12 protein-coding genes are annotated in these 11,930 nt (G+C 58.3%); 1 reads left to right on the forward strand and 11 read right to left on the reverse strand.

From position 1 onward, the window contains the following. Positions 1 to 5: 5 nt before the first annotated feature. The 3 genes from ACM6IP_RS13965 to ACM6IP_RS13975 all read right to left on the reverse strand — a co-directional run bounded on the left by ACM6IP_RS13965 (position 6) and on the right by ACM6IP_RS13975 (position 3,347). Positions 6 to 1,250, reverse strand: a complete 1,245-nt coding sequence (locus ACM6IP_RS13965) for a tyrosine-type recombinase/integrase (protein WP_414861697.1) — start codon at positions 1,248 to 1,250, stop codon at positions 6 to 8. A gap of 159 nt (positions 1,251 to 1,409) precedes the next feature. Further along, entirely contained in the window at positions 1,410 to 1,940 is a 531-nt protein-coding gene (locus ACM6IP_RS13970) for a single-stranded DNA-binding protein (RefSeq protein ID WP_095166176.1), read from the reverse strand. 9 nt (positions 1,941 to 1,949) lie between these two features. Beyond that, the gene (locus tag ACM6IP_RS13975; protein ID WP_095166174.1) at positions 1,950 to 3,347 is read right to left on the reverse strand and encodes an MFS transporter; all 1,398 of its coding nucleotides are present in this window, start codon (positions 3,345 to 3,347) and stop codon (positions 1,950 to 1,952) included. Between the two features lie 188 nt (positions 3,348 to 3,535). Here ACM6IP_RS13975 and uvrA point away from each other — a divergent pair, with 188 nt between their 5' ends. Continuing rightward, complete coding sequence (gene uvrA / locus ACM6IP_RS13980; protein WP_095166173.1) at positions 3,536 to 6,370, forward strand: excinuclease ABC subunit UvrA; 2,835 nt, start codon at positions 3,536 to 3,538, stop codon at positions 6,368 to 6,370. Positions 6,371 to 6,510: 140 nt separating this feature from the next. Here uvrA and bfr read toward each other — a convergent pair whose 3' ends face one another. The 8 genes from bfr to rpmJ all read right to left on the reverse strand — a co-directional run bounded on the left by bfr (position 6,511) and on the right by rpmJ (position 11,924). Further along, entirely contained in the window at positions 6,511 to 6,975 is a 465-nt protein-coding gene (gene bfr / locus ACM6IP_RS13985) for a bacterioferritin (protein WP_095166171.1), read from the reverse strand. A 149-nt stretch (positions 6,976 to 7,124) separates the two neighbouring features. Then, positions 7,125 to 8,579 carry a catalase gene (locus ACM6IP_RS13990; protein ID WP_414861698.1) on the reverse strand — a complete coding sequence of 485 codons (1,455 nt, stop codon included), beginning with the start codon at positions 8,577 to 8,579 and terminating at the stop codon, positions 7,125 to 7,127. 229 nt (positions 8,580 to 8,808) lie between these two features. Next, positions 8,809 to 9,195 (reverse strand): 50S ribosomal protein L17, encoded by a 387-nt coding sequence (rplQ, locus tag ACM6IP_RS13995; RefSeq protein WP_017135967.1) that lies wholly within the window; start codon positions 9,193 to 9,195, stop codon positions 8,809 to 8,811. Between the two features lie 42 nt (positions 9,196 to 9,237). Then, positions 9,238 to 10,239 carry a DNA-directed RNA polymerase subunit alpha gene (locus tag ACM6IP_RS14000; RefSeq protein ID WP_007924176.1) on the reverse strand — a complete coding sequence of 334 codons (1,002 nt, stop codon included), beginning with the start codon at positions 10,237 to 10,239 and terminating at the stop codon, positions 9,238 to 9,240. Positions 10,240 to 10,261: 22 nt separating this feature from the next. Further along, complete coding sequence (gene rpsD / locus ACM6IP_RS14005) at positions 10,262 to 10,882, reverse strand: 30S ribosomal protein S4 (protein WP_003210056.1); 621 nt, start codon at positions 10,880 to 10,882, stop codon at positions 10,262 to 10,264. 18 nt (positions 10,883 to 10,900) lie between these two features. After that, the gene (rpsK, locus tag ACM6IP_RS14010; RefSeq protein ID WP_002555466.1) at positions 10,901 to 11,290 is read right to left on the reverse strand and encodes a 30S ribosomal protein S11; all 390 of its coding nucleotides are present in this window, start codon (positions 11,288 to 11,290) and stop codon (positions 10,901 to 10,903) included. A 30-nt stretch (positions 11,291 to 11,320) separates the two neighbouring features. Then, positions 11,321 to 11,677 (reverse strand): 30S ribosomal protein S13, encoded by a 357-nt coding sequence (gene rpsM / locus ACM6IP_RS14015; RefSeq protein WP_003186020.1) that lies wholly within the window; start codon positions 11,675 to 11,677, stop codon positions 11,321 to 11,323. Between the two features lie 130 nt (positions 11,678 to 11,807). Then, the gene (gene rpmJ / locus ACM6IP_RS14020) at positions 11,808 to 11,924 is read right to left on the reverse strand and encodes a 50S ribosomal protein L36 (RefSeq protein WP_002555468.1); all 117 of its coding nucleotides are present in this window, start codon (positions 11,922 to 11,924) and stop codon (positions 11,808 to 11,810) included. Between the last annotated feature and the right edge of the window lie 6 nt (positions 11,925 to 11,930).

Raw genomic sequence — 11,930 nt, forward strand, 5'->3', positions numbered from 1 at the left:
AACTCCTACCGACGTTTCAGCGTCCGTTGAAACTCCAATGCTGCTTTTGCGGCCTTTTCTTTGGTATGCCGTTTATTGTACGTAACAGCGGTGCCGGAGGTTTCAGACCAGCCCATCAGATAAGCCCGCGCCTTCTGCTCCTGTTCCGGCGTCATAGTGCCTGCCGCGTCCGTGATACACGAGAAGTCATAGTTCCATGTATGCCGAAACGCATGGGCATGAATGCCTGCAAATTCGTGGGCAATGCCTTGAACGGTGGTCATCAACTTGCCAAAACTGCTGTTCGACATCGGACTGCCCTGAGTTGGACCGGCTTTGTGGGTTACCAGTAAATAGGGGTGCTTTCTCGCCTGACGAAAACTCGCCCTGAATCGTAAAATATAGTCACTCAATGCTTTTTGCAGCGCGTCGTTGATCGGAATATGCCGGGGTTTGGTCTTGACCAAGGGTTGGTACCGGCGGCTGTCGAGTGGGCTGTCCGGGCGTCGGACAATGCTGAGCGTGGATTTTGCGAAATCCACGTCCTCCACCCGCAAATTCAGCAGCTCACCCCGCCTGATGCCGAGATAACGCAGTAACACCATGATCAGATGATTACGATGTTGCACCTGCTTATCCGCAAAAGGATTCTGCGGGTGGCCGGGTCGCAGGTATTCCAACACCTCATCAACGACCCTCAGGTCCAGGCCCTTTTCATCTCGATCCACTGACGTCAACTGGGATAATTTCGGCCTGTAGGCATTGATCCGCGCGACCATCTCGCCCACCGCGCTGTCAGCAAGACCGCACGTCCTTCCAGCGCGCATGGTCTCGGCCAGGAAGCCCAAATAGTGGGCGATGGTGCTGAGCCGAGTAAATTGGGTTTGCGCAGCGACATGTACAACGCTGGGTGTCACCGCCCGCCCTGCCCTGAGCCTGAGCCTGACCACCTTAAAAGTCTTGCGTGGGCGCGCCTCGTTTAGGGGGTGCGCAGTGAAACCCACCAGTGATGTGATGTCTTCAAGTCGAAGTAGTGTACCGGTCGAAAACAACGCTTCGAGGTTGATGCCTCGCTCCGTCTGCCACGCATACAGAACTTTGAGGGCCGTCAGCGACGCCTGCACCGTCGAAACGGACAAACCGCCGGCACGGACTTGGGTGGTGATAAACAAAGAAGGGTAATACAAGGGGATGCCGGTCTGCGCATCAACCAACAACTTGTGTCGCTCGCCCTCGCGGAATTGAACGTGTCTGATCGCCAATAAACGCATCAGGATCGCCCCCCATGAAAACTTTACATTTCTCAAGGTAGTGCACAATCTAGAAATTCGGCAAATCGGGACGAAAAACTTTACAGTGTAAAAGCATGAAAAAAGCCCCTAGGACGGGGCTTTCAGGCTGAAATTTTACAAAAAGGCCTCAGGTAATTCTCAGAACGGAATATCGTCATCAAAGCTGTCGAAGTCTGCAGCCGGCTGCGGTGCGGCCTGTTGCTGTGGCGCTGGACGCGACTCACGCTGTGGCTGTTGCGACGGAGCCGGACGCGGTGCCTGCTGGCGTGGAGCGGCTTGCTGGTAGTTGTTACCGCCGCCGCCCTGGCCTTGCTGGTCGCCCTGTGGACGGCCGCCCAGCAGTTGCATGGTGCCTTGCATGTCGACCACGATTTCGGTGGTGTAACGCTTGATGCCGTCTTTTTCCCACTCGCGGGTCTGCAGCTTGCCTTCGATGTAGACCTGCGAACCTTTACGCAGGTATTCGCCGGCGATCTCTGCAACCTTGCCGAACATCGATACACGGTGCCATTCGGTCTTTTCGACTTTCTGGCCAGTTTGCTTGTCGGTCCATTGTTCGCTGGTCGCCAGACTCAGGTTGGTCACGGCGTTACCGTTAGGCAAGTAGCGAACTTCGGGATCCTGGCCGCAAGTGCCGACCAATATGACTTTGTTAACCCCACGGGCCATAACGTTCTCCTAGGCTTCGCACGCTGTCGGCGCCGGGTTGTTGACCAGGCGCTCGAGGGTGGTGCGATCCAATAGTTCGGTGTCCAATTTGATGTAAATGGCGGCTTCATCAGCCACCACGATGGCATCGGTTACCCCAACGACGGCCAGCAGGCGCTCAACCAGACCGGCTTCGCGGATCGCTTCGGGCGATAACGGCAAGCGCAGGCTCGTCACATAGGGAGGTTCGCGCATGGTAACAGCAAAGGCCAACCAGAGGGCAGCCAGACCTGCGCATCCGAGGAACACAACCGACAGACCGCCATGCTGGTACATCCAGCCACCCATGATGCCGCCCAGTGCCGAGCCGAGGAACTGGCTGGTGGAGTAGACCCCCATGGCCGTGCCCTTGCCGCCTGCCGGTGAAACCTTGCTGATCAACGACGGCAAGGAGGCTTCCAGCAGATTGAACGCGGTGAAGAACACCACCGTACCAATCACCAGGGCCCGCAAGCTGTCGCCGAACTGCCAGAAGAATAGCTCAGTGAGCATCAGCGTCGCGACGGCACCGAGTAAAACTCGTTTCATTTTGCGTTTCTTCTCGCCGTAGATGATGAACGGAATCATGGCGAAGAACGAAATCAGTAGCGCGGTCAGGTACACCCACCAATGCTGTTCCTTGGGCAGCCCGGCTTTTTCCACCAGCGCCAGCGGCAAGGCGACGAAGCTCGACATCAACATCGCGTGCAACACAAAAATCCCCAGGTCCAGGCGCAGCAGGTCCGGGTGCTTGAGGGTCGGCAACAAGGCCTGGCGGGCGACCCCGGACTCACGGTGCTGCAAGGGGCCCGTGGAGCGCGGCACCATGAACATCACGATGACGATCCCCAGCAATGCCATGCCGCCGGTCGCCAGGAACAACCCGGACAGGCCGAAGGCACGGGTCAGCAGTGGCCCGACGACCATGGCCACGGCGAACGACAGGCCGATGGTCATGCCGATCATGGCCATGGCCTTGGTGCGGTGCTGTTCGCGGGTCAGGTCGGACAACAAGGCCATGACCGCTGCGGAAATCGCCCCGGCGCCCTGCAGGATGCGTCCGGCGATCACGCCCCAGATCGAATCGGCGTTGGCCGCCAGCACGCTGCCCAGGGCAAAGACGATCAAACCCAGGTAAATCACCGGGCGCCGCCCGATACGGTCGGAAATGATCCCGAAGGGAATCTGGAACACCGCCTGGGTCAGGCCGTAGGCGCCAATCGCCAGGCCGATCAGGGCCGGGGTCGCGCCTGCCAGGTCCATGCCGTAGGTCGCCAGTACCGGCAACACCATGAACATGCCAAGCATACGGAACGCGAACACCAGGGCCAGACCGCTCGCTGCGCGGGTCTCGCTACCACTCATGCGTTCGCTGTGGGGATCGTGCATGGAATTACCTCATGTGAACCGGCGGCGATTCTATCAGTCCCATCGGTTGACGGGGTATAGGGCGACGCTTTGCCGCGCACGGATGACAGAGTCTTCATGTAAGGCACCATCGTGCACATTTGATAGTGTGCATCCATCCAGTATTTGGCCTTATACTCCTACGTTTACGCCCGCCGAGCGAGGCCACCTTGGACAAGATCCTGATTCGTGGGGCTCGAACCCACAACCTGAAGAATATCGACCTGACCCTGCCACGGGACAAACTGATCGTCATCACCGGCTTGTCCGGGTCCGGCAAGTCGTCCCTGGCCTTTGACACCTTGTATGCCGAGGGTCAGCGGCGTTATGTCGAGTCGCTGTCGGCCTATGCCCGGCAGTTCCTGTCGATGATGGAAAAGCCCGACGTCGACACGATTGAAGGCCTGTCACCGGCCATCTCCATCGAGCAGAAGTCGACCTCCCACAACCCGCGCTCGACGGTTGGCACCATTACCGAAATCTACGACTACCTGCGCCTGCTTTACGCTCGCGTAGGTATTCCGCGCTGCCCGGATCACGACATCCCCCTGGAAGCCCAGACCGTCAGCCAGATGGTCGACCTGGTGCTGGCCCAGCCTGAGGGCAGCAAGCTGATGCTGCTGGCCCCGGTGATCCGTGAGCGCAAGGGCGAACACCTGTCGGTCTTCGAAGAACTGCGGGCCCAGGGTTTCGTCCGTGCCCGGGTCAACGGCAAGCTGTGCGAGCTGGATGAGCTGCCGAAGCTGGATAAACAGAAAAAGCACTCGATCGATGTGGTGGTCGACCGCTTCAAGGTTCGCGAGGACCTGCAGCAGCGCCTGGCCGAGTCGTTCGAGACCGCCCTGAAGCTGGCCGACGGCATCGCGCTGGTCGCACCGATGGACGATGAGCCGGGTGAGGAGATGATTTTCTCCGCACGTTTTGCCTGCCCGATCTGCGGCCACGCCATCAGTGAACTGGAACCCAAGCTGTTCTCCTTCAACAACCCGGCGGGCGCTTGCCCGACCTGCGACGGCCTGGGAGTCAAACAGTTCTTCGACATCAAGCGCCTGGTCAACGGCGAACTGACCCTGGCCGAGGGCGCGATTCGCGGCTGGGACCGGCGCAACGTCTATTACTTCCAGATGCTCGGCTCGCTGGCCGCCCATTATGGGTTTAGCCTGGAAGTGCCGTTCAACCAGCTGCCAGCCGACCAGCAGAAAGTCATCCTGCACGGTAGCGGCAGCCAGAACGTCGATTTCAAATACCTCAACGACCGGGGCGACATCGTCAAGCGTTCGCACCCGTTCGAAGGCATCGTGCCGAACCTCGATCGCCGCTACCGCGAAACCGAGTCTGCTTCGGTGCGCGAAGAGCTGGCCAAGTTCCTCAGCACCCAGCCCTGCCCGGATTGCCGCGGCACCCGCCTGCGCCGTGAAGCGCGGCACGTGTGGGTCGGCGAGAAAACCCTGCCGGCGGTGACCAACCTGCCGATCGGCGATGCGTGCGACTACTTCGGCACCCTGAAACTGACGGGGCGGCGCGGCGAAATCGCCGACAAGATCCTCAAGGAAATCCGCGAACGCCTGCAGTTCCTGGTCAACGTCGGCCTCGACTACCTGTCCCTGGACCGCAGTGCCGACACCCTGTCCGGCGGTGAGGCGCAGCGCATTCGCCTGGCCAGCCAGATCGGCGCCGGCCTCGTGGGCGTGCTGTACATCCTCGACGAGCCGTCCATTGGCCTGCACCAGCGGGACAACGACCGACTGCTGGGCACCCTCAAGCATTTGCGCGACATCGGCAACACGGTGATCGTGGTCGAGCACGACGAGGACGCCATTCGCCTCGCCGACTACGTGGTAGACATCGGCCCCGGCGCTGGCGTGCATGGCGGGCATATCGTCGCCGAAGGCACACCGGCCGAAGTCATGGCCCACCCGGACTCGCTGACCGGCAAATACCTGTCGGGCCGGGTGAAGATCGCCGTGCCCGCCAAACGCACGCCGCGCAACAAGAAGCTGGCACTGCACCTCAAAGGTGCCCGCGGCAACAACTTGCGCAATGTCGACCTGGAAATCCCCCTGGGCCTGCTGACCTGTGTGACCGGCGTGTCCGGCTCGGGCAAGTCGACACTGATCAACAACACCCTGTTCCCCCTGAGCGCCACCGCGCTCAATGGTGCGACGACCCTGGAAGCCGCAGCCCACGACAGCATCAAGGGCCTTGAGCTGTTGGACAAGGTGGTCGACATCGACCAGAGCCCGATCGGTCGTACGCCGCGCTCCAACCCGGCGACCTACACCGGGCTGTTCACGCCGATTCGTGAGCTGTTCGCAGGCGTCCCGGAGTCGCGCTCACGGGGCTATGGCCCGGGTCGTTTCTCGTTCAACGTCAAGGGTGGACGCTGTGAAGCCTGCCAGGGCGACGGCCTGATCAAGGTCGAGATGCACTTCCTGCCGGACATCTATGTCCCGTGCGACGTGTGCAAGAGCAAGCGTTACAACCGCGAGACCCTGGAGATCAAGTACAAGGGCAAGAGCATCCACGAAACCTTGGAAATGACCATCGAGGAAGCCCGGGTGTTCTTCGACGCGGTACCGGCCCTGGCGCGCAAGCTGCAGACGCTGATGGATGTCGGCCTGTCGTACATCAAGCTCGGGCAATCGGCGACCACCCTGTCGGGCGGTGAAGCACAGCGGGTCAAGTTGTCCCGCGAGTTGTCCAAGCGTGATACCGGCAAGACCCTGTATATCCTCGATGAGCCGACCACCGGCCTGCACTTCGCGGACATCCAGCAATTGCTCGACGTGTTGCACCGCCTGCGCGACCACGGCAACACCGTAGTGGTAATCGAGCACAATCTGGACGTGATCAAGACCGCCGATTGGCTGGTGGACCTGGGGCCGGAAGGCGGCTCCAAGGGCGGTCAGATCATCGCCGTGGGTACGCCTGAGGAAGTCGCCGAGATGAAGCAGTCGCACACTGGCTTCTACCTCAAGCCACTGCTGGAACGCGACCGGGCCTGACACCGGCCCATGAAAAAGCCCCTGTCACGTTATCGGTGACAGGGGCTTTTTTGTGTCTTGCGTCTGTAGGAGCGAAGCGTGCTCGCGATGGCGATTTCGAGGACGCCATCGCCGGTAAGCCGTGCGCCTACAAAGCAGAATCAGAACTGCGATTGCAGGTAGTTTTCCAGACCGATCAACTTGATCAGGCCCAGCTGTTTCTCCAGCCAGTAGGTGTGATCTTCTTCGGTATCGGCCAACTGGATACGCAGCATGTCGCGACTGATGTAGTCCTTGTGTTGCTCACACAGCTCAATGCCTTTGCACAGCGCGGCACGCACCTTGTACTCCAGGCGCAGGTCGGCGGCGAGCATGTCCGGCACGGTAGTCCCGACGTCGAGGTCGTCCGGGCGCATGCGCGGCGTACCTTCCAGCATCAGGATCCGGCGCATCAGCGCATCGGCGTGCCCGGCTTCTTCTTCCATCTCGTGATTGATGCGCTCGTAGAGCTCGGTAAAGCCCCAGTCCTCATACATCCGCGAATGGATGAAATATTGATCACGCGCTGCCAGTTCGCCCGTGAGCAACGTGTTGAGGTAATCGATTACGTCCGGGTGACCTTGCATCGCCCTACATCTCCCTGCTTGAAAGTCTGTAGTTTGAACCAAGGCGCCCGTTTGGTCACTCGATTCGCGAGATAAAAGCGAAGATATTCTGAGAAAAGTGGTTTAAATAACGCAAAAACCGCCCAATTGAGGGCGGTTCTGCTTCTCGTTTAGACTTCGTTAAGCTGTACACCCAACGCCGTTGCAATTGCTTCTCCGTACGCCGGATCGGCCTTGAAGAAGTGCTGCAGTTGACGGTCGACCACATCACCGGAAACCCCGGCCATGGCGCCAGCAATGTTGCTGACCAACAGGGCTTTCTGTTCAGCGCTCATCAAGCGAAACAGCGCACCAGCATGGCTGTAGTAGTCGGTATCTTCGCGATGATCGTAACGATCAGCCGCTCCACTCAACGCCAGTGGCGGCTCAGCGAAGTGCGGGGCCTGCTTTGGCGACTCCACGTAGCTGTTCGGCTCGTAGTTGGGCGCCGCACCGCCATTGCTGCCAAATGCCATGGAACCATCGCGCTGATAGCTGTTGACCGGGCTGCGTGGTGCGTTCACCGGCAGTTGCTGGTGATTGGTGCCCACACGGTAGCGGTGCGCATCGGCGTAGGCGAACACCCGGCCCTGCAGCATGCGGTCCGGCGACAGGCCGACACCCGGAACCATGTTGCTCGGGCCAAACGCAGCCTGCTCGACTTCGGCGAAGTAGTTCAGCGGGTTACGGTTGAGTTCCAACTCGCCGACTTCAATCAACGGAAACTCTTTCTGCGACCAGGTCTTGGTCACGTCGAACGGGTTCTCGTAATGCGCCGCTGCCTGGGCTTCGCTCATGATCTGGATGCACACGCGCCATTTCGGGAAGTCACCGCGCTCGATGGCGCCGAACAGGTCGCGCTGGGCGTAGTCCGGGTCAGTCCCGGCCAGACGCGCAGCTTCGGCCGGCGCCAGGTTCTTGATGCCCTGCAGGGTCTTGTAGTGCCATTTCACCCAATGCCGCTCGCCGCTGGCGCTGATCAGGCTGTAGGTATGGCTACCAAAGCCGTGCATGTGACGGTAGCCATCAGGAATCCCACGGTCGGAGAACAGGATAGTGACCTGGTGCAGCGCCTCAGGGGAGTGCGACCAGAAATCCCACATCATCTGCGCGCTTTTCAGATTGCTTTGCGGCAGACGTTTTTGGGTGTGGATGAAATCCGGAAACTTCAGCGGATCACGAATGAAGAACACCGGCGTGTTATTGCCGACGATGTCCCAGTTGCCTTCTTCGGTGTAGAACTTCAAAGCGAATCCACGAGGATCGCGTTCGGTGTCCGCCGAGCCGCGCTCACCACCGACAGTGGAGAACCGCAGGAACGTAGGGGTTTGTTTACCAACCTCGGAAAACAGCTTGGCGCTGGTGTACTGGGTGATATCGCGAGTGACGGTGAAGGTACCGTAAGCACCCGAGCCCTTGGCATGCACGCGGCGCTCAGGGATATTTTCGCGGTTGAAGTGGGCGAGCTTCTCGATCAGGTGAAAATCGTCGAGCAGCAGCGGGCCGCGTGGACCGGCGGAACGGGAATTCTGGTTATCTGCGACGGGAGCGCCACTGGCGGTAGTCAGCGTTTTATTCTGGCTCATGCACAATCTTCCTCTTCAGTCTTGGAAACTGCCGGCTAATCGGCTGAGAAGGAGTATTGACCAGGAACATGACACCATCAAATTCATTAATTGATCAGCATCAATAGAAATTAACTAATTGAAAGCAGCCCTGGATAGACGGAGATAACGCCGTCCGTCGCGACGGTACTTTTCCAGCGCGCACAAAAAACCGGGCACTAGGCCCGGTTCTTCGTTACAGCTTGTCGTCTTACTCGGCGCTTACAGCTTCGCCGGCAGTAGCACGATCAACCAACTCGACGTACGCCATAGGCGCGTTGTCGCCAGTGCGGAAGCCGCACTTGAGGATGCGCAGGTAGCCACCCTCACGGGTAGCGTAACGCTTGCCCAGGTCGTTGAAGAGCTTACCAACGATAGCTTTCGAACGAGTACGGTCGAAAACCAAACGGCGGTTAGCCAGGCTGTCTGTCTTGGCCAAAGTGATCAGCGGCTCAGCAACGCGACGCAGTTCTTTGGCTTTTGGCAGTGTAGTTTTGATCAGCTCGTGCTCGAACAGCGACACCGCCATGTTTTGAAACATGGCCTTGCGGTGCGAGCTGGTGCGGCTCAGGTGACGACCACTTTTACGATGACGCATGGTTCATTCCTTACCAAACACAACGTTCGGTGATTACGACGATCAGGCAGTCGCCTTGTCGTCCTTCTTAAGACTTGCAGGCGGCCAGTTGTCGAGGCGCATGCCGAGGGACAGACCGCGGGAGGCCAGAACGTCCTTGATTTCAGTCAAGGATTTCTTGCCCAGGTTCGGAGTCTTCAACAGCTCTACTTCGGTACGCTGAATCAGGTCACCGATGTAGTAGATGTTTTCCGCCTTAAGGCAGTTAGCCGAACGTACAGTCAGTTCCAGATCGTCAACCGGGCGAAGCAGGATCGGATCGATCTCGTCTTCTTGCTCGATTACCACTGGCTCGCTGTCGCCTTTGAGGTCCACGAACGCAGCCAACTGCTGTTGCAGGATGGTTGCAGCGCGACGGATAGCCTCTTCAGGGTCCAGAGTACCGTTGGTTTCCAGATCAATAACCAGCTTGTCCAGGTTAGTACGCTGCTCGACACGGGCGTTTTCCACCACGTATGCGATACGGCGAACCGGGCTGAACGAAGAGTCAAGCTGCAAGCGACCAATGCTGCGGCTTTCGTCTTCATCGCTCTGACGCGAGTCGGCCGGTTCATAACCACGACCACGAGCTACTACTAGCTTCATGTTCAGGGCGCCGTTAGACGCCAGGTTAGCGATTACGTGATCGGGATTAACGATCTCGACATCATGATCCAGCTGAATATCGGCAGCGGTAACCACCCCCGAACCCTTCTTCGACAAGGTCAGCGTAACTTCGTCACGGCCGTGCAGCTTGATAGCCAGACCTTTAAGGTTCAACAGGATTTCAATTACGTCTTCCTGTACACCTTCGATGGCGCTGTACTCGTGGAGCACACCGTCAATCTCGGCCTCGACTACTGCACAGCCGGGCATTGAGGACAACAGGATGCGGCGCAGCGCGTTGCCCAGGGTGTGGCCAAAACCACGCTCGAGAGGCTCGAGAGTGATCTTGGCGCGGGTTGGACTGACAACCTGCACATCAATATGGCGGGGTGTCAGGAACTCATTTACCGAAATCTGCATGGATGCACCTATTTTCTAGCCCTTACTTGGAGTAGAGCTCGACAATCAGGCTTTCGTTGATGTCGGCGGACAGATCACTGCGAGCTGGAACGTTCTTGAAAACGCCCGACTTCTTCTCAGTGTCTACTTCTACCCATTCTACGCGGCCACGTTGGGCACACAGATCGAGAGCTTGGACAATGCGAAGTTGGTTCTTTGCTTTCTCGCGAATCGCGACCACGTCACCAGCACGAACCTGGTACGACGGCACGTTTACGGTCTGACCGTTAACGCTTACGGATTTGTGCGATACCAGCTGACGGGATTCGGCACGAGTCGAACCAAAGCCCATACGGTATACAACGTTGTCCAGACGGCATTCGAGCAGTTGCAGCAGGTTTTCACCGGTTGCACCTTTCTTGCCAGCAGCTTCTTTGTAGTAGCCGCTGAACTGACGCTCGAGAACGCCGTAGATACGACGGACCTTCTGCTTTTCACGCAGTTGGGTGCCGTAGTCGGACTGGCGACCGCGGCGTTGGCCGTGGATACCAGGTGCTGCTTCAATGTTGCACTTCGATTCGATCGCGCGCACGCCGCTCTTCAGGAAGAGATCGGTGCCTTCGCGACGAGCGAGTTTGCATTTTGGACCAATGTAACGAGCCATTCTTTACAATCTCCTGGATTACACGCGGCGCTTCTTCGGCGGACGGCACCCGTTGTGCGGGATTGGCGTCACGTCGGTGATGCTGGCGATCTTATAGCCACAGCCGTTCAAAGCACGGACAGCGGACTCACGACCTGGACCTGGACCCTTGACGTTAACGTCGAGGTTTTTCAGGCCATATTCCAGCGCAGCTTGACCAGCACGTTCAGCAGCTACTTGAGCAGCGAACGGGGTGGACTTGCGGGAACCGCGGAAACCCGAACCACCGGAGGTAGCCCAAGAAAGCGCGTTACCTTGACGGTCGGTGATGGTCACGATTGTGTTGTTAAAAGATGCATGGATGTGGGCGATGCCATCAACCACTGTCTTTTTAACTTTTTTACGAGGACGAGCAGCAGGTTTTGCCATGATAATTTTCCTGTCGATTCGCTGGGGCGATTACTTGCGGATCGGCTTACGCGGACCTTTACGGGTACGCGCGTTGGTCTTGGTACGCTGACCGCGTACTGGCAGACCACGACGATGACGCAGACCGCGATAGCAACCGAGGTCCATCAAGCGCTTGATTTTCATGTTGATTTCGCGACGCAGATCACCTTCAGTGGTGAACTTCGCCACTTCGCCACGCAGCTGTTCAATTTGCTCGTCGCTCAGATCTTTGATCTTTGCTGCTGGGTTTACCCCAGTCACTGCACAGATCTTCTGCGCAGTAGTGCGACCAACACCATAGATGTAGGTCAGCGAGATAACAGTATGCTTGTTATCTGGAATGTTGACGCCTGCAATACGGGCCATTCAGTGGGACTCCAATTGACAGCTACCTACGCCCCGGAAGCCAAGAAATAGGGCGCGAGATAATATCGCTGTAATAACAAATAATCAACCCGGCAGCGCACTAGCTGCCGGGCTTGAAGCACAATCACACTCAGCCTTGGCGCTGTTTGTGACGCGGTTCCGCGCTGCAAATTACTCGAACAACACCTTCGCGGCGAATAATCTTGCAGTTACGGCACAGCTTTTTCACCGATGCACGAACTTTCATCACCAA

The organism is Pseudomonas sp. IT-P176 (assembly GCF_949767245.1).
Classification (GTDB): domain Bacteria; phylum Pseudomonadota; class Gammaproteobacteria; order Pseudomonadales; family Pseudomonadaceae; genus Aquipseudomonas.